The organism is Streptomyces sp. NPDC002133, assembly GCF_040296405.1.
Classification (GTDB): domain Bacteria; phylum Actinomycetota; class Actinomycetes; order Streptomycetales; family Streptomycetaceae; genus Streptomyces.
In genome coordinates this window covers 1-17,486 of sequence record NZ_JBEOXF010000097.1, presented here as the reverse complement: position 1 = coordinate 17,486, position 17,486 = coordinate 1, and the positions used below count along the sequence as shown (strand labels likewise).

Genomic DNA, 17,486 nt, shown 5'->3' with positions numbered 1-17,486 from the left:
ATGGCCACAGTTGCCATCGTGGCGGCGTCCAGGCCATGGCCCATCGCGTCGATCACGGCCGCGTGCAGGATGTTGCCGTTGAGGGCGTAGTCGAAGCTGTCGCCGGCGACACGGTAGGCGGGCTCCAGGATGCCGGCCACCTCGACCTGCGGCACGGACATCGTCAGCGGCGGCAGCAGGGTCCACTGGATCTCCGCGGAGACAACTTATCGGCTCACGGCGCCGGGCCTGGAAGAACTGGTCGGTATAGGCGTTCTTGGTGACCAGCATGTCGGCGACCAAACCGGAGAGCCTGCCCAACAGGCGCCGGTCGTCGTCGCCCACGGCGTCCAGGGTGAGGGCCATCACCCCCACCGTGTCGCTGCCGTCCAGCAGCGGCAGGAACATCCGGACGCCCGAGGGGCTCTGCGGCACCTCGACGGCGTCCCCGCGCGGGAAGGCCCGACCGTCGGATGCGTTTCATCTGCGGGTGGGGATGTGAAGGGGCCTCAGGGAGGCAAAGCCTCTCCAGCAGCCAGGGATCCGAAGGCGTCGCATTCTCTGCATGCGGCTGCGAGAGGCTGGCCGAGCGCGGTGAGGGCCGCTTCCCGGTCCAGCGGACGGCCGCCGGGTACGCAGCCGATGACGTGCACGAGCGTCGCACCGGGGTGGCCGGGGCGATGCGGCAGGTGCTGCACCGTCCAGGCCGGCTTCAGCTTCCCGTGCTGGCCGCTGTCCGCCGGTGTCAGGCGATGCGTGGGCACCTGCTCGTAGGAGACACCAGGAACGGGGCGTGCCTGTTCGGGAGTCACCCACGCCCGGTACTCGACCGGTTCCACGCCGCCGCTGGCACCCTCGCGCCACATCAGGACACCGACCTGGTACCGCCAGCCACCTCGCACCTGCCGACGGGCATGAAGCCGCGCCCGGACCTCCTGACCGTCCGGCAGCACGACCACAATCGGCGGCGCCCCCTGAGGATTCTCATCCTGGCTCACACCCTGTTCACCGCTTCCTTCCCTCTCCCTGGCACCACGTCGGCGCAATGTCGGCCTGTTCACCGGTCGGCGCTGCGGCCCCGCAGGCGCGCAACAATGCCCGTCCGCTCCTGAGCGGCGATCCGTTCCGCCTCGAGTTCCCGGCGTGCCCGCTCACACACCGGGCACAGCCCGCCCCTCTGCGGCTGGTAGCCGTCCTGGGCCGTATGGCCGGGGTCGACGTCGCCGCCGCACGACGGGCACGCCCACAACTCCGCCCGCCACTGCCCCATCTCCCGCTGCTGCTGCTCGCGCTCGCGTTGGGCGTCCTGTTCGGCCTGGCGCGCGTCCCTTCGTGCGAGGTAGTCGTCTTTGGTGTTGATGTTGGTCAGGGCCTCGTTCAGGGTCTCCCACACGGAGTGGCCGAAGCGCCACCAGACCGTCCCGTGAGGCCCATGCGTGCGCAGCTGGTCAAGGTGGGTGGCGATGACCGCAACGGTGCGTTGACGTGCGTGGTCGCTGGCAGAGCGCCGTTCGATTCGGAGGTCATGCCCAATGATCACCCATCGACTGGGACGCGAGCCAGCAGGTTGCCGTAGGTGCGCGCCTTCCAAGTCTGGTGGTGGGGGTGAGGGGTGCGGCGTCTCATATCAACGTCCGGGGCCGTTCAGCGGAGTCCCAACGTGGGCGCCTGCCCGGCCGCTGCTTGGGCATGCACGCAGGTGAACGCCCCCAACGAAACTGAGACGGAGCAAAATTTCGGTGACGGGTGGAGCCGGTAGGCATTGGGGTGCCGCGATGATCAATGAGGCGGGGGCACGACCGCTCGGCCGCCGTGGTCAGTCCGGGCGGCACCCTCGTGACGATCGCCCAGCCGCCGAGGATTCAGCCGGAGAACGGCCGAGATCATCCAGCGGTACCGGGAGGGCCGGCTGTGCCCGCCGATGAGAGCGGTCCATCCCCTCGACCAGGCGCCGGAGGCCTTCCGCGCCAAGAAGGGCACAGCCGGCAAGAAAACGATCTAGGTCGTTCGGCGGTGCAAATCTGCGTGAATTCGCCTACCAAGTCGTCAGAAAGCCGCCGTCCACGGTGATGTTGGCGCCGGTGACGTTGCCCATCCGGTCGCTCGCCAACATCAGCACCGCGTCGGCGACCTCGGCGGGCTTTGAGAATCGGCCGGTGACCATGGACGCTGCGACCTGAGCGATCACGTCCTCCGGTGCACCCCCGGCCGCTTGGGACACGGTGGCTGCGATGCCCTCGCTGCCCGTCCACACCTCGGTCTCGACGGGGCCAGGGCTGACCGTGTTCACACGGATCCCCCGGCCACCCACCTCCTTGGACAGGCCCTTGGAGAAGTTTGCCAGTGCGCTCTTGGTGGCTGCGTAGTCGATCACGCCCGGGTCGGGGAACACGGCGTTGACCGAGCTGATGTTGACGATCGAGCCGCGCCCCCTGGCCAGCATTACCGGCAGGGCCTCCCGGGTGACGCGCACCGTGGCGAACAGGTTGATGTTGAATGCCTCCTCCCACTGTTCGTCGGTGACACTGAGGAACCCGCCGGTTCGCGCGGGGGCCGCACCCACGTTGTTCACGAGGATGTCGATCTGATCCCCGGCCGCCTCGATCAGCCGCCTGGCTCCCTCGCGATCGGCCAGATCCACCTCCACCAGGCGCGCCTGACCCTTCTGGATCAGCTCGTCGAGTCCGTCGGAGGATGTGCGCGCTGCGGCCACCACCTGGACGCCCTCGGCGGCCAGGGCTTGCGCGATCGCGAGCCCGATCCCCCGGCTCGCGCCGGTGACCACGGCCACGCGACCCTTGAGTCCCAGATCCATGAGGTTTCCTCCGTATATGAATGCTTTGTTCCTTTTTTCGGGCTTTCGCGATCGTACTCGGCAACATGCGGCCAGGCTTGAGCCAACAGGCCGCACCACGGCCGGAACGCAAACGAATCGTCGATCAGAGATCAGCGGCCGAAGTTCTGGCGGCACAGCACGACGATCGAGGGGTCCGCCACCCGACAGCAGCCCCACGACCTCCGGCACGAGGATCACCACAGCTCAGCCGACCTGAACCGAAACATTGAGGCTAACGTGCTACGCGCGCGCCCCTCGGTGTCGTTGTCCGACAGCCCGGTGACGACTACTCCAGGATGAAGGCGAGGATGTCGGGGTTGAGGACGTCCGCGTGGGTCGACAGCATGCCGTGCGGGTAGCCGTCGTAGCTCTTGAGTCGCCCGTTCCTGAGCAGTTCGGCCGACTTCGGGCCGGAGTCCGCGTACGGCACGACCTGGTCGGCCGTGCCGTGCATGACGAGCACCGGGACCTCGATCTTCTTCAGGTCCTCGGTGAAGTCGGTCTCCGAGAACGCCTTGATGCACTCGTAGTGCGCGTTGGCGGCGCCCAGCATGCCCTGCAGCCACCAGCGGTCGATCAGGCCCTGCGACTTCTCGACGCCGGGCTGGTCGAAGTTGTAGAACGGCCCGGTCGGGACGTCGATGTAGAACTGGGCGCGGTTGGCGGCCAGCGCGGCGCGGAACCCGTCGAAAACCTCGATGGGCAGGCCCTCGGGGTTGCTCTCCTTCTTGACCATGACCGGGGGTACGGCCGAGACCAGCACGGCCTTGGAGATCCGGCCCGGCTCGGCCTGCGCGACGTAGCGGGCGACCTCGCCACCGCCGGTGGAGTGGCCGATGTGCACCGCGTCCTTCAGGTCGAGGGTGTCGGTCAACGCGACGACGTCGGCGGCGTAAGTGTCCATGTCGTGGCCCGTCGCGGTCTGGCTGGAGCGGCCGTGGCCGCGGCGGTCGTGCGCGATGACGCGGTAGCCCTTGGACAGGAAGTACAGCATCTGGGTGTCCCAGTCGTCGGCGCTCAGCGGCCAGCCGTGGTGGAACACAATTACTTGGCCGTCGCGGGGGCCCCAGTCCTTGTAGAAGATGCTCGTGTCGTCTGAAGTGGTGATCGTTCCCATTGCTCGTCCTTACGTGCCGTCGACAGCACCGCCCGAATCTGGCGGTCCAGCGGAAAATGCGACGCCGGGGCCGCCCGCCCGAAGACGCGCGACGGGCCGGTCGACGCGCTCTCGGTCCCGCCGCGGCTCACAGCCCCAGGTCGGACAGACCCGGGTGGTCGTCGGGACGCGTACCGAGGGGCCAGTGGAACTTGCGCTCCGACTCGTCGATGCGCAAGTCGTTGATGCTGGCGATACGCTGGCGCATCAGGCCGTCCTCGTCGAACTCTCAGTTCTCGTTGCCGTAGGAGCGGTACCAGTTGCCCGAGTCGTCGTGGCACTCGTAGGCGAAACGCACGGCGATGCGGTGTCCGCAAACGCCCACAGCTCCTTGATCAGCCGGTAGTCCAGCTCACGGTTCCACTTGGCGGGTGAGGAACTCGATGACCTGGTCCCGTCCCTTGACGAACTCGGAGCGGTTGCGCCACTCGCTGTCCGCTGTGTAGACGAGAGACACCTTCTGCGGGTCGCGGGAGTTCCAGCCGTTCTCCGCGCCGCGCACCCTTCTCATGGGTGAAGGGCGGGACAGGCGGCCTGGTCGTCATGGTTCCTCCCACACACCAGCGTTCTCAATCACCAGTAGAACTCGGTGCGCCAAATCCTGCACTTTTACTGGTTCGAAACGCTTTGGGTTCACGCTCGTTCGTTGAAGGCGTGTGAGTGATCTGGTGGGGATGCGTGGACGTGGTCGCCGGACGCGCAGGGGGCTGCGCGGGTTGGCGGTGTCTGCGCTGGTGGAGAACGGGACCGGGTAGACGTCGCGACCTTGTCAAGGGTGTCGGTGAGGGCCGTGGACGTGTCGGGCCGGTGGCCGGGACGCGCTGCTGTCGGGTCTGCGAGGACGTCGAGTGGGCGAGCATCAGGTCCTGTCCGAGGCCGAGCAGGCCGCCGTCCGGCAGGCCGTCCTCGATCACGTTCTCTACGACCTGGGACTATCTGGTCAACTGTCGACACGGGGCTGATAGGCGAGCTGATCTCTGGGCGGCGCCTCACCGGCGGCAGGTAAGTGAGGTGGGCGAGCTGTCGCCGGACTATCAGGCGGTGATGGCCGCCGCGGCCGATGCGGGAGTCGACGGGCTTGGTGCCCGGCGGGCGGCGCTGGTGCTGGGCTGGGACAGCGCGTCCGCTTGCCGCGTCGAAGGCGCCAGTGCACGGCTGAAGCGGCTGGTGGAACGGGGCCGGCTGGTCGAGACGAAGCCGGGCAGGTTCACGCTGCCTGTGCCGCCCTCGGAGCAGGACGCTGGTGCCAGGCGGCCAGGCGGCGGCTCATGAGCATGGTCATCGACCACAGGATGACGGATTCGCCGGTGTCGGTGCGCCGCTCGTAGTCCCGGACCAGACGCCGGCTGCGCAGGCACCAGGCGAAAGATCTCTCCACGACCCAGCGGCGCGATGCACCTGGAACCCTCGTGTCTCGTCGCTGCGGCGGACCACGTCCAGGACGATGTCGAGCTGCGCTGCACTCCAGTCGACGAGGTGGCCGGTGTATCCGCCCGTCGGCCCACACCCGTGCCAGCCGCCCGTAACGCTCCCTGGCCGCCGACAGCAGGATGCGAGCGGCGTCCCGGTCGGTGGTCGACGCTGGCGTGCCCAGCACGTCCAGCAGCAGCCGACGGTGTCGGTGAGCAGGTGCCGCTTGCGACCGTTGCCCTTCTTCCCCGCGTCGAAACCGCGTGAGGCGAGGGCCACGGTGGCGTCCGCCTTCACCGACTGCGAGTCGATGACCGCCGCACTCGGCTCCACATCACGGCCCTCAGCCCGGCGGACGGGCTCCCGCAGCCGGCCGTGCAGCTCGGCGACCAGGCCCGCACCCCGCCAGCGGGCGAAGAAGGCATACACCCGTGGCCAGGGCGGGAAGTCCGCGGGCATCGCCCGCCACTTGATGCCGTTGTCGCGCCGTTGTCCACGACATAGCGCACCGCGTCGAGCATCCAATGCCACGAAGTTAAGGCCCTGTTGGCGGTGTCAAGCGTGGCGGGAGACGGAAGGGGCCTCTGCTATCCAGGGGATCGACCAAGATCTTCCTGAGAGAGTAGAGGCCCAGTGGCCAAGTCTGTCATGGGCGGAACCGATGACGTGTTCGCGCCCGGTCATATCGGTGAGTTAACGCAGGTCATCCCGCCCGAATTGGTCGATGCGGTACTGGACGAGAGCGGGGCTCGCGAGCGAGACTTCGGAGCCTTCCCTCTCGCGTCGGGGTGTACTTCGTGCTCGCGCTCGGGCTGTTCGAGTATCTGGGCACCGGACTGGTGTGAGGCAAACTCGGGGCCGGACTGGGCGCCCGGGTGCCGCAGCCCTCGGAGAAGGCACTTCGCGATCTGCGTCGGCGGGTCGGGGTGGCCCCGCTCAAGCGGCTGTTCGACGTGCTGGCCGGCCCGCTGGCCCAGCCGTCCACGCCCGGAGTGCGTTACCGCCGCTGGCGCACGGTCGCCTTCGACGGTTGCGGGAGCCTGTCCGTCCCCGACCACGAGCGCAACCGGTCCTGGCTCGGCCGCACCGAACGCCGCTACGGCCCGACCGGCCACCCCCGGCTGATGCTCATGACCCTGTGCGAAACAGGCACCCGCGGCCTGATCGCAGCGGTCTTCGGTCCTGCCTCCAAGGGCGAGACCGACTACGCCCACAACCTGGTCAGCCACCTGACTCCGGACATGCTCCTTCTGGCGGACCGCGCCTTCGACAGCAACAGACTGCTCGCAGATATCGCAGCTCAGGGGGCGCAGTTCTTGATTCGCGCCACCAGCACCCGACGACCGCCGGTGCTGGCGCTGCTGCCCGACGGCTCCTACCTGACCCGGATCGGGGACCTCCCGTTGCGGGTGATCGAGGCCGGGATCCACTCCCACACCGCTGACGGCGGCGACTTCGGCGGGACCTACCGCCTGCTGACCACGCTCAACGATCACCGCACCGATCCGGCCGATCACCTGGTGCGTCTTTACCACGAGCGCTGGGAGATCGAGATCACCTACCTGGCGCTCCGTCACACCCTGCTCAAAGGCCGAGTCCTACGTTCGAAGGACCCGGTGGGCCTCAACCAGGAGATGTGGGGACTGCTCACCCTCTACCAGGCCCTGCGCTCGGTCATGGTGACCGCGGTGGAGACCCTGCCCGGCTGCGATCCCGACCGGGCCGGTTTCACCGTCGCTCTGGAAGCCGCCCGCGACACGGTGGTCAGCCTGGCCGGAACGACCGCGGCCTCAGGGCCGATCAGCCGTTCCGACCTGGTGGGACACATCGGCGCCCGCGTTCTACACGCGCTGCTGCCGGGGCGCCGGATGCGACTGTCCGCCCGCATCGTCAAGTGCGGAACCTCCCGCTACAACATCTGGAACCGCGACGGCCGTCCACGCGCCAGCACCCCGATCACCGCCATCGAGATCACCGTGCACCCTCCAGCCCTGCCCAGCACGCAGGACCCGAGCCGGGCCCTCTCCGGCCGTTGGGGCCAGGTCTGCCAGCTCTTGGCCGCGAACTCCAACCAGGCCATGCACACTCGGAACATTGCACAACATCTCGGGCTCCCCACCTCGGGGCGCGCCCTCAGTAGCCTCACCGCGCAACTCTGCTACTGGGCCCGCAACGGCCGTCTCATCCGCACCGCGCCGAGCACCTACAAGATCACTCTCCCTGATGCCTTGACACCGCCAACAGGGCCTTAACTTCGTGGCATTGGATGCTGGATGCGGTGTTCTATCTGGTCGACAACGGCATCAAGTGGCGGGCGATGCCCGCAGATTTCCCGGCGTGGGACCAGGTGTATGCCTTCTTCCGCCGTTGGCGCGACGGCGCGTTGGTCACCGAGCTGCGCCACCGGCTGCGCGGCCGGGTCCGCGAACGGGCCGGGCGGAACCGCCGGAGCCGCGGCAGTCCCAGACGCAGCCCTTCGCAGCGATGACCGTGCCGTTCGCCGGGCATTGTCACAGGCGCGGGCTAGTGTGCTGCGGGACACACACGTAGCCCCGACCTGGGAGAAGGCTCGCATGGCCAAGTTGATCTACATGTTCAATGTGTCCCTGGACGGCTACATCGCCGACGCGGACGGCAACTTCGACTGGGCGGTACCGGACGAGGAGTACTACTCCTTCATCAACGACGTGCTGCGGCCGGTCGGGACCTACCTGTACGGGCGCCGGCTGTACGACATGATGGCTGTCTGGGAGACCGACCCGTCCATCGCGGGCCAGTCGCCCGGGGCGCGGGAGTTCGCGGAGATCTGGCAGGCGGCCGACAAGGTCGTGTACTCCAGGACGCTGGAGTCGGCCTCCACCACCCGGACCCGGATCGAACGGGACTTCGACCCCGAGGCGGTTCGGCGGCTGAAGGCATCTTCCGAACGTGACCTCACCGTCGGCGGGGCCGCCCTCGCCGCCCACGCGATCGCCGCAGGGCTGGTGGACGAGTACCACCTGTTCGTCGGCCCCGCCGTGCTGGGCGGCGGCAAGCCCTTCCTCCCCGACGGGGCCCGGCTCCGCTTCGAGCTCCTGGACGAACGCCGGCTCACCAGCGGCGTGGTCTACCTCCGCTACCACACCCAGCCGTGAGCACCCGGTGCCGCCGGGCCGGGGCAGATCGGGTGCGCCGGGGTGCTCAGCCGGTCTGCCCCTGGAGGACCTGGCGGGCGATTCTCAGCTGCCTGTCCCGCAGCGCGGTGCGGTCCTTGAGCACGTCGGGGTGATCGTCGAGCCAGCGCTGCTGCATCACGGCGAGTCTGGCGTAGGCGGTGCGCAGGTATCCGGTGTCCTGCTTGCAGTGGACGTCCGCCTTGGTTGCGGGGTGGGTGCGGATGTCCGCGTCGGGCGGCAAGGCTCTGATCAGGTCGAGGGGGTCTTTGGCCTGGACGCGGTTGGTGAGCATGCACTGCCGCCAGCTCTCGTTCGCCTTGCGGAAGAGGGAGTCGTGCTTGAGCCACTTGAACGCTGTCTGCTCCCCTTCGTTGAGCTGCATCCGCAGTTCCGTCCACCGCACCCGGCCGTCGCCCAGCATGTGCTTCTCCGCCTCGGCCTGGCAGCCGCTCGCCGGCATGGTCACCTTGAGCAGCTTGCCCTTGACGGAGATCTCGTTTCCGGGTTTGCCGTAGAGGGCGCGGTTGAAGGCCTCTCCTTGCGGCTGCTCCGGTGGCGCCTGCGTCTGGCTGTCCGCCCCGATTTCTTCGAGGGTCTCGAGACCGAACGGAGTCGGGCGGGACACCGCCGCGTCACCCGCCTTCGCCACGGGAGCGGGCTTGAGGGTGAATCCGCGCTCGGCCATGCAGGCGACGAGGACCTGTTGCTGGGCGGTCGCGATCTGTTCGCCGCTCAGGGTCCAGGCGTAGAGCCGGGTGTAGATCGGCGGACGCAAGCCTTGTTCGGCCAGTGCGGCCGGGGACAGCGGACGATGGGGCCGGGGTTCGGGGTTTTGGGCCCTCGCGTCGGCGAGCGCCCAGATCGTTGCGCCCACAGTGGCGGTCAGGACACAGGCGGCGATGTGCCGGCGAGTGCCGCGGAAGCTCAGTGCCATGTGAATCCTGTCGAGGTCCGGAACGCGCGGGCCCGGTTTGCGCCGGGCCCGCCGTTCACCGAGGTCAGAAGCAGTCGGTCGACGTCCGGCCCGGGAGCGTCAGCCGGCTGGCCCGGTCCCGGAGGCCGGAGGGCAGCGGATCGCCGCTCTGCGTGCCCGGCTGGTCGATGGTGGAGGCGGAGTTGACGTAGTGACCGGGGTTCAGGCAGAACAGGAAGCCCGTTCCGTTGGTGTTGTCCCAGTAGTGGCTCTCGTAGTTCCCGGTGCTTGAATTGCTGGCCGAGTAGACGTTGTTGTTGACCGGGTGGTTGAGACCGTTCCCGCTCACGTTGTATTCGTCGAAGGTGTCGTTGGAGAAGTCCGGATCGGAGTTGAAGAAGGACTGCCGTGCGGAGTTGATGTCGGTGTAGAAGACGCAGTGGTTGCCGAGGGCGCAGTTGGGGCCGGCGGCCGAGGGGGACGCGCCGACCAGTCCGAGCGTGGCGGTCATGGCGGCCACTCCTGCGACTGCCGCGAGCCTTGTACGCATGTGCTGTCCTGCCTTCCCAGTGATCCGCTGATGGGTGTTCTGATCGCTTCCCGAGCTGAACCCGAGCTTCACGCTGTGTCCTTTCGCGTTCTCTACGACTCCGACGTCATCTCCACGGCGGGGGGTGCCTGTTGGACTGGTCGGCGTCGTTCTGGGTGGGCGCACCCGTTCCTTCCTTGATCGGAGGGGCCCAGGAGCCGGTGGGCCCGGTACGGGAAGCGATCGTTGTAAGACGCGGTATAGGACCCGTATAAGTCCTGATGGGGATGCGTGCGGCAGGTGATCGGGCGTGGCTTCGGCCGGCTGTGCATCGCGGATCTTTGGGGCATGCGGCCAGGGGGTGCCGGCCCGGGAGGCCGCACCAGGCGGCAGTCCGCTGATCCACGTCAGTGCGGCGTCATGCGTGGGTCGGGCAGGCCGGCGCGGGTCTGCGTCGGAGAGCTGGTGTACCTTCGGGCCGCCAGCGTTGATCCGTGCAGCCTTGGGGGGCGGCCGAGTGGAGTTGGGGATTCTGGGGGATCTGGCGATCCGTCGCGGGGGCTTGCCGGTCGACATCGGATCGCCCAAGGTGCGTCTGCTGCTCGCGGTCCTGCTGAGCAGGCCCGACCGGCCCGTGCCTTCGGAGCTCCTGATGACCGCACTGTGGGGCGAGCGACCGCCGCGCTCGGCGCGTAAGAACCTGCAGCTGTACGTCCATCTACTGCGCAAGGCCCTGGGCCCGGAGCGCATCGAACGGCAGGGCGACGGCTATCGCGTGTTGGCGGGTGATGCGCTGGACGCCACGCGGTTCGAACGACTGGCCCTCCAGGCGGAGAAGGCCCTGCGACAGGGTGAGACAGCGGGCGCGCACGAGTTGCACGGTGAGGCGCTGCGGTGCTGGAACGGGCCTGCGTTCGCGGAGTTCCTGGATACCGAAGCCGTCGCGACCCGGGCGGCCCGGCTGGAGGAGCTGCGTCTTGCCGTGCATGAGCGGTGGGCCGATTGCGGTCTGGCCCTCGGCAGGCATGCCGAGGTGGTCGTGGAGCTGACGGAGCTGCTGCCCCGGCATCCCTTTCGGGAGTCGCTCCGCGGCCAGCTCATGACGGCCCTGTATCGCTCGGGCAGGCAGGCCGAGGCGTTCGAGCTCTACCGGCAGACCCATGCGCTGTACGGGACCGAACTGGGCGTCGAGCCCGGCCCGGGTCTGCAGCGCCTGCACCAGGCGATGCTCCGCGGCGATGAGGACCTCATGCCCTCTCCGGTCCCCGTCGCGGCACTGGTGCCGGTCGGGGCCAACCCCTACCGGGGCCTGCCGGCGTTCACCTCCTCGGATCACGACCGGTTCTTCGGCCGCGACCGGCTGTGCGGGCTGCTGCGGGAGCGCGTGGAACGCTTCCCCGTGGTCGTCGTGTTCGGCGCGTCGGGATCGGGGAAGACCTCGCTGCTGGCGGCGGGCCTACTGGGCCGGATCCGGCGGGATACGACCGCTCGGTGGCAGCCGGTCATGATGACGCCGACCGACCAGCCGGTGAAACAGCTGGCGGCCGCGCTCGCCGAGCACGACCGGCCCGCCGGTCAGGTGCTGCTGGTGGTCGATCAGTTCGAGGAGTTGTTCACCGTGTGCTCCGATCCCACGGTACGGGAGGAATTCGTCGCCGGGCTGTTAGCGGCGTCGCATGCCGGAACGAAGGTCGTGCTCAGTGTCCGTGCGGACTTCTTCGTCCAGATGACCGGGCTGAGCGAGCTGGCGCCGGCGCTGATGAGCGAGGCGCAGCTGCTGGTCGGTCCGCCGTCGGCCGCGGAACTGCGAGAGCTGATCGTCCGGCCGGCGGATCTTGAGGGCTGCTCGGTCGACGCCGATCTGCTGGCCACCGTGGTGGCGGAGGCTTCCGGCGCTGCCGCCGCACTCCCGTTGGTGTCCCACGCGCTGCGGGAGACCTGGCGCAACCGGGCCGGCCGCACCCTGACCCTCGCGGCGTACCAGGCAGGGGGCGGGATGCACGGTGCGATCGCCCAGACCGCCGAGCACGTCTACGCCGAGCTCGAACCCGCCGAGCAGGACCTGGTGCGCCGGCTCATGCAGCGGTTGATCAGCCTGGACGAGGACGGGGTGCGGGACAGTCGGCGGCGGGTCCCGCAAACCGAACTCGACGGGATGGGCCCGGCCGCGGCGGTCGCGGATGTGGTCGACGAGCTGGTGGCGGCGCGCCTGGTGGTCGTGGACGAGGATCGGGTGGAGATCGCCCATGAGGCGCTCATCGTGGCGTGGCCCAGGCTCCGGGCCTGGCTGAGCGAGGACCGCCGGCGCCTGGTCGTACGGCAGCGGCTCACCGCCGCGGCCCGAGTCTGGCAGCAGTCGGGGCGGGACTCCGGAGGGCTCTATCGGGGCTCCGGGCTGGCCGAGGCGCGTCCGCACCGCTCGGAGCTGAACCTTCTGGAGCGTGAGTTCCTCGACGCCAGCGAGGAGCTGGCCGAGTCCGAACTCGCTGCGGCGCGGCGCCGGGTCCGCCGGCTGAGGGTCCTGGCGATGGTACTGGCGGTACTGCTGGCGGCGACCGTGACCGGGGGCGGTGCCGCCTGGCAGCAGCGGCAGGTGGCACAGCGCGAGCACCTGACCGTCCTGGCCCATCAGGCCGCGCTCACGTCGCGCTCGCTGGTCGCCACCGACCCGGACGTCGCCCGGTCCCTCGCCCTGGCCGCCTATCGGCTGCATCCCGACGCCGACACCCTGGGCGCGGTGATCAGTACGTCGGCGTCCGCGCAGCCCAGCGTCGTACTCAACACGAACGGGCCCGCGTCGTTCGGCCTGGCCCTGTCCCCTCACGGCTCGTCGGTGGCCGCGGCCACCAGCGACGGCACCGTGGAGCTGTGGGATCCGGAACGACGCAGGAGGCTGGCCTCCTTCACCGAGCATGTCGTCAAGCCGCTCCCCCAGGGGTTCTTCGCGCTGAGGGCGGCCTTCAACGCCGACGGTACCCGGCTGGCGTCCCTGGCCCGGTTGAACAATCCGAAGCAGCCGACCGGAGGCTCGGTCGTCGTGCGGGAGGTCCGGTCGAGGAAGGTGCTGTTCAAGCAGGTCGTGTCCGGCGACCTCAGCAACGGTCTGGCCTTCAGCGCCGACGGCACGGTCGTGGCCTACGGCACGGGCGAGGGCACACGGGTAGCCACGCTGGGCGGTGGCAAGGCCGTGTTCCTGCCCACCGGTATGCCCGCGGCACTCAGCCTGGCCGGCGATCAGCGCTCGCTCGCCGTCACCCGTACCGATGGGACAGTGGCCGTCTGGGACATCGAAACCGGTCGCCGTCGCTTCGAGCTGAACACCGAAGGCGCCCAGGTGGCCCGGTTCGGCTCCACATCCGATGTCCTGGCCACGGCCTCCGAAGAACACGGCATCAGGTTCTGGCGGCTGACCGGCCGCTCGGCCCGCCAGTTCGCCGACCTCCCGGTGCAGACGGCCTTCCCCTGGATGATCTCCGCGCCGGTCGGTGATCGGATCGCGATCGCCGACGAAGAGGGCATGATCTCGATCTGGGACTACCGGCGCCGCGAGCAGATCGCCCGCCACGCCGACCGCTACCGCTCGGAGACCATGGCTCTGGACCTGGCACCGGACGCGAGCACGGTGGTCTCGGGCGGCCTGGGACGCACCATCGTGGTGCGCCGGACGGCCCTTCCCTTCAGCGGTCACGGCGGCGCCGTGAACGACGTGGACGTCAGCCCCGACGGCCGGCTCGTCGCCTCCGCCGGCGACGACAGGTCCGTACGGATCTGGAATGCCTCCGGTGCTGCCGAACGGCTGCTGGGCGGACACTCCGACCATGTCAAGGCAGTCGCGTTCAACCCGGACGCCACGGTGCTGGCGGCCGTGACGCGCGACCACACCCTGACTCTGTGGAACCCGTCGACCGGGCGGCGCTACACCACCATCGCCTTCACCGGTATAGGCACCGGCACGGACGTCGCCTTCAGCCCGGACGGCAGCACGGTCACCGTGATGTCCCTGGGAGGAACGTTCCGCTGGAGGGTCAGCGACCCGGCACACCCCCGTCCACTGCCGGCGCCGGCCGGCCCGCGCACCTCGACCGCCATGGCCTACCCCGCTCGGGGCGGCCTCCTCGTCGCGAGCACACCGGCCGGCGGCATCGCCGTGTGGAGCACCGCCGACGACCGGCTGGTGAAGGCCTTCCCGGCCACGCAGGGGTCCACGCAGGACATCGCGGCCACTCCGGCGGGCGATCTGATCGCCACCGCCGGCTCGGACCACACGGTGCGCCTGTGGTCGACCCGGACATGGAAAAGCCGGGGCACACTGACCGGCCACACCGCAGCGGTCGGCACGCTCGCCTTCAGCAGGGACGGACGCCTCCTCGCCTCGGCAGGTGAGGATCACACCATCGTCGTCTGGGATGTACGAACCCACCGGCGCATCGCCACCCTCACCGGCCACTCGGCAGACGTGCAGGGCTTGGCGTTCACCCCGGACGGAACCCTGCTGTCCGCGGGAGCCGACCAGCGCATCATCCACTGGCCGCTGACCGCGACCGAAGCCATCCGGCGCATCTGCCGAGCCACCGCCCCACCGCCCACCGCGGCGCAACTCGACCGCCACCTCCCCGGCCAGGACACCGGCGCGCTCTGCCCGCAGCCCTGACCCGGGCACGCCGCCGGCGCGGCGTGCTCCCCTGTAAGCGGTCCGTGCCTGGCACCACCGCCCAGGGCGGCCGGGTGACCTTCGGAAATACCCGGGCTATACCGACGCAGGGCACGCTCAGCGCACCGGTCGCTCCCCCGCCGGCGAGCTCACGACGAGGGCCGTAGATGGCTGCCCCCACCTCGGCCCTCATCGTGACCGCCATGCGGGCGACACACCGCGACCGAACGCGGCCGTCCCGCAGCGCCCAGCCACAGCGGAAGGGCACCTGCCGTCCCATCGCCGCCCGCACACCCCGCCCCAGACACGCATGAACTCGGCACCAGAGAAGGAGACACGTTGATATCCCTCATCCGCACGCTCAGCCCAGGACTGCTCGGCAGACTGCTCGTGGCTGTTGCCGCCCTCGTCGTCCTGCCCTGGCAGGCCGCGGCGCCGGCCGCCGCGGCGGCCCCGCCCATCGCCTTCCAACTGCCCTTCACCTGCGGCCAGCAGTGGCGACTCGACACCTGGGCACACGCACCCGCGCTCGACATGGTCCGCGAGCCCAACCAGGTCGGCACCGAAGGAGCACCGTTGCTGGCTCCGGCCTCCGGCACGGTCCGGCAGTCCTTCTACCACTCCAACGCCGGCAACGTGATCCAGATCAACCACGGGCAGCGCTACTTCACCACATACCTGCACCTGCAGAGCCGCGAGGTCAGCGTCGGCCAGACGGTACAGCGCGGCCAGCTGATCGGCCGGGTCGGCAGGACGGGGCCCACCTCGAACAACCACCCGCACCTGCACTTCGAGCTCGCCTACGACGCCGACAACAACGGATCCGCCACCTGGGGCAACTCCACCTCCGAACGGATCCGCCCCTGGTTCAACGGCGTCGAGTACGGCCAGGCCAACGGCCGGACCTGGCGGAACGTCACCAGCAACAACTGCGGCGGCACACCAGCGCCCACCTGCAGCGGCGTCAACCTCGACTTCACTGCGTACCCCCTCATCCAGCAGGGATCCACCGGCAGTCTGGTCAAGGCGGCGCAATGCCGGCTGATCGCCGCCGGACACAATCCGGGAGAACCGGACGGCGACTTCGGGCCCAACACCGAAACGGCGACGAAGGCCTTCCAGTCCGCCCGGGGCCTCACGGCCGACGGTGAGATCGGCCCCAGGACCTGGACGGCCCTGCTGTCGTACGGCTCGACACCGGCGCTGCAGAACGGGTCGACCGGCGCGGACGTCAGCCGACTGCAGCGAGCACTGACCGCGGCACTCGGCCGCACCGTGGGCATCGACGGCGACTTCGGCCCCAACACCGAACAAGCCGTGCGCGACTACCAGACCACCCGCAGCCTCGGCGTCGACGGCGACGTCGGCCCGCAGACCTGGGCAGCCTTGCAGGCCGGACGATAACCACCCTCGTGGGCGGGGAAGCACGGCAACTCCGCCCACGACCGGCGTCGGATCGGCCGCGAGGACATCCGGTGCTTCAGAGAATCGAGGCCGGCGTCGCGGTGGTCCTGGAGGGGATCTTGCACGAGGCCATGCCGCAGAACCAAAGCCGAGGCGATCGTGCGGGCGCCGCGTCGCGCGGGGGACGGTGGTCGGGACCTGCCGCATATCGGAGTGCGGTGGCAGTACCGGGCGTATCTCGCATGCCGTCATTCCATTCGGTGTCTCCGGCATGAAGAAGAGAACAACGATGAAGGCCACCGTCGTCGCCGACGGGCAACGCCGCACGTTATGGACCGATGCCCTGTGGCCCGGACAGATGCACGACACCACGGCCGCCCGCGACGAAGGCATCGCCATCTGCTTCCAGCACTTCCTCGACGTCGAGGTACTCCTAGCTTGACGTTTAACGTCGCAGGTCACTCGACCTGCTGATCTGCGGTTCTTCCCTGGACAGCGGAGACGGCCGTTCTCCACGCTTCGAGATGTTGAGTCACGAAGTACAAGAGAACGGCCGCTGCGTATGAGTCTGTCTGTCGATTCGCCCGCAGGCGAGGCGTTGGACGTGTTGTCCCGCTTTCGGGTTGAGTTCTATGAATGCCTCTACGCTCGCCAGGACGCGCTCTTCGAACTCACGGACGCGGTGTTGTGCGCGGACGGGCCGGTGAAGACCCTGGTCGAGCTGTCGCTGGCGGTCGAGCACCGGCGCGGGCACGGCGCGCTGTACGCGGCTTTGGACCGCGGCTGGCTGGAACCGACGCGGTTGCGCCGCACGCTGGCCGGCCTGCCGCTGCCAAAGGCCGGTGACGGGCGGATCGTGCTGGCCGTGGACGTGAGCAACTGGCTCCGCCCCGATGCCCCGACCAGCGACGACCGGCTGTTCTGCCACGTCTATGGACGTGGCGACCGCAAGACGGACCAGTTCGTGCCGGGCTGGCCGTACTCCTTCGTCGCCGCCCTGGAATCCGGCCGCACCTCCTGGGTCGCGCTGCTGGACGCCGTGCGCCTGGGACCCGCCGACGACGCAACGCTCGTCACCGCCACCCAACTGCGCGACGTCATCGAGCGGTTGAAGCAAGCCGGGCACTGGCGGCAGGGCGACCCGGAGATCCTCATCGTGATGGACGCCGGCTACGACGTCACCTACCTCTCCCACGCCCTGGCCGACCTGCCGGTCGTGCTGATCGGGCGCCTGCGCTCGGACCGGGTCATGCTCCGCGACCCGGGCCCGACCCGCTCCGGCCCGAAGGGCGGGCGGCCCCGCCGGCACGGCGGCGTCCTCACCTTCGCCAAGCCCGACAGCTAGTGGCTCGTCACGGAGCCTTGGCCGGGTATTGGGTCCACTGGCGGATCGGTGAATCGGGGGCGAAGTTGGTCTTCGGTTCCGCGTGAGTGTTGTGCCAGCGGACGTAGG

At 69.2% G+C, this 17,486-nt stretch carries 11 protein-coding genes and 7 pseudogenes; 9 read left to right on the top strand and 9 right to left on the bottom strand.

Annotated features, from left to right (window positions below; all coding sequences use genetic code 11):
* The 6 genes and pseudogenes from ABT078_RS40665 to ABT078_RS40640 form a co-directional block, all read right to left on the bottom strand.
* Positions 1-447: pseudogene (locus ABT078_RS40665) on the bottom strand (PP2C family protein-serine/threonine phosphatase); the annotation flags it as partial.
* A gap of 41 nt (positions 448-488) precedes the next feature.
* Positions 489-977: a DUF6233 domain-containing protein gene (locus tag ABT078_RS40660; RefSeq protein WP_351237181.1), complete on the bottom strand. Its 489-nt coding sequence runs from the start codon at positions 975-977 to the stop codon at positions 489-491.
* A gap of 59 nt (positions 978-1,036) precedes the next feature.
* Positions 1,037-1,372 (bottom strand): hypothetical protein, encoded by a 336-nt coding sequence (locus ABT078_RS40655; protein ID WP_351237179.1) that lies wholly within the window; start codon positions 1,370-1,372, stop codon positions 1,037-1,039.
* 642 nt (positions 1,373-2,014) lie between these two features.
* The gene (locus ABT078_RS40650) at positions 2,015-2,794 is read right to left on the bottom strand and encodes an SDR family NAD(P)-dependent oxidoreductase (RefSeq protein ID WP_351237177.1); all 780 of its coding nucleotides are present in this window, start codon (positions 2,792-2,794) and stop codon (positions 2,015-2,017) included.
* 307 nt (positions 2,795-3,101) lie between these two features.
* Positions 3,102-3,932: an alpha/beta fold hydrolase gene (locus ABT078_RS40645; protein ID WP_351237175.1), complete on the bottom strand. Its 831-nt coding sequence runs from the start codon at positions 3,930-3,932 to the stop codon at positions 3,102-3,104.
* A 127-nt stretch (positions 3,933-4,059) separates the two neighbouring features.
* Positions 4,060-4,516, bottom strand: a pseudogene (locus tag ABT078_RS40640) (nuclear transport factor 2 family protein).
* Between the two features lie 466 nt (positions 4,517-4,982).
* On the opposite strand from ABT078_RS40640, the gene ABT078_RS40635 reads away from it, so the two are divergent.
* Complete coding sequence (locus ABT078_RS40635) at positions 4,983-5,243, top strand: hypothetical protein (protein ID WP_502981550.1); 261 nt, start codon at positions 4,983-4,985, stop codon at positions 5,241-5,243.
* Here ABT078_RS40635 and ABT078_RS40630 read toward each other — a convergent pair.
* The gene (locus ABT078_RS40630) at positions 5,179-5,568 is read right to left on the bottom strand and encodes a transposase (RefSeq protein ID WP_351237183.1); all 390 of its coding nucleotides are present in this window, start codon (positions 5,566-5,568) and stop codon (positions 5,179-5,181) included. The genes ABT078_RS40635 and ABT078_RS40630 overlap by 65 nt on opposite strands.
* A gap of 461 nt (positions 5,569-6,029) precedes the next feature.
* On the opposite strand from ABT078_RS40630, the pseudogene ABT078_RS40625 reads away from it, so the two are divergent.
* The 3 genes and pseudogenes from ABT078_RS40625 to ABT078_RS40615 all read left to right on the top strand — a co-directional run bounded on the left by ABT078_RS40625 (position 6,030) and on the right by ABT078_RS40615 (position 8,515).
* A pseudogene (locus ABT078_RS40625) lies at positions 6,030-7,633 on the top strand (IS4 family transposase).
* A 14-nt stretch (positions 7,634-7,647) separates the two neighbouring features.
* Positions 7,648-7,869 (top strand): transposase, encoded by a 222-nt coding sequence (locus ABT078_RS40620; protein ID WP_351237171.1) that lies wholly within the window; start codon positions 7,648-7,650, stop codon positions 7,867-7,869.
* A gap of 85 nt (positions 7,870-7,954) precedes the next feature.
* Positions 7,955-8,515, top strand: coding sequence for a dihydrofolate reductase family protein (locus ABT078_RS40615; RefSeq protein WP_351237169.1), 561 nt, complete (start codon positions 7,955-7,957; stop codon positions 8,513-8,515).
* A 46-nt stretch (positions 8,516-8,561) separates the two neighbouring features.
* Here the strand turns inward: ABT078_RS40615 and ABT078_RS40610 are convergent, their stop codons facing one another.
* Together ABT078_RS40610 and ABT078_RS40605 are read right to left on the bottom strand one after the other, a co-directional pair.
* Positions 8,562-9,470 (bottom strand): hypothetical protein, encoded by a 909-nt coding sequence (locus ABT078_RS40610; RefSeq protein WP_351237167.1) that lies wholly within the window; start codon positions 9,468-9,470, stop codon positions 8,562-8,564.
* A 64-nt stretch (positions 9,471-9,534) separates the two neighbouring features.
* Positions 9,535-9,960 carry a hypothetical protein gene (locus ABT078_RS40605; protein WP_351237165.1) on the bottom strand — a complete coding sequence of 142 codons (426 nt, stop codon included), beginning with the start codon at positions 9,958-9,960 and terminating at the stop codon, positions 9,535-9,537.
* A gap of 580 nt (positions 9,961-10,540) precedes the next feature.
* Between ABT078_RS40605 and ABT078_RS40600 the strand changes: the two genes are divergently transcribed.
* The 5 genes and pseudogenes from ABT078_RS40600 to ABT078_RS40580 all read left to right on the top strand — a co-directional run.
* Complete coding sequence (locus ABT078_RS40600) at positions 10,541-14,629, top strand: nSTAND1 domain-containing NTPase (protein ID WP_351237163.1); 4,089 nt, start codon at positions 10,541-10,543, stop codon at positions 14,627-14,629.
* A 534-nt stretch (positions 14,630-15,163) separates the two neighbouring features.
* A pseudogene (locus tag ABT078_RS40595) lies at positions 15,164-15,424 on the top strand (M23 family metallopeptidase); the annotation flags it as partial.
* Between the two features lie 141 nt (positions 15,425-15,565).
* Positions 15,566-16,033: pseudogene (locus tag ABT078_RS40590) on the top strand (peptidoglycan-binding domain-containing protein); the annotation flags it as partial.
* Positions 16,034-16,295: 262 nt separating this feature from the next.
* Positions 16,296-16,469: pseudogene (locus tag ABT078_RS40585) on the top strand (transposase family protein); the annotation flags it as partial.
* 126 nt (positions 16,470-16,595) lie between these two features.
* A pseudogene (locus ABT078_RS40580) lies at positions 16,596-17,375 on the top strand (transposase); the annotation flags it as partial.
* Positions 17,376-17,486: the final 111 nt, after the last annotated feature.

Bases quoted from the DNA above. Each gene is read 5' to 3' on its own strand.
- ABT078_RS40650 (WP_351237177.1), bottom strand. From the start codon at position 2,794: ATGGATCTGGGACTCAAGGGTCGCGTGGCCGTGGTCACCGGCGCGAGC.
- ABT078_RS40645 (WP_351237175.1), bottom strand. From the start codon at position 3,932: ATGGGAACGATCACCACTTCAGACGACACGAGCATCTTCTACAAGGAC.
- ABT078_RS40620 (WP_351237171.1), top strand. From the start codon at position 7,648: ATGCTGGATGCGGTGTTCTATCTGGTCGACAACGGCATCAAGTGGCGG.
- ABT078_RS40615 (WP_351237169.1), top strand. From the start codon at position 7,955: ATGGCCAAGTTGATCTACATGTTCAATGTGTCCCTGGACGGCTACATC.
- ABT078_RS40610 (WP_351237167.1), bottom strand. From the start codon at position 9,470: ATGGCACTGAGCTTCCGCGGCACTCGCCGGCACATCGCCGCCTGTGTC.
- ABT078_RS40605 (WP_351237165.1), bottom strand. From the start codon at position 9,960: ATGACCGCCACGCTCGGACTGGTCGGCGCGTCCCCCTCGGCCGCCGGC.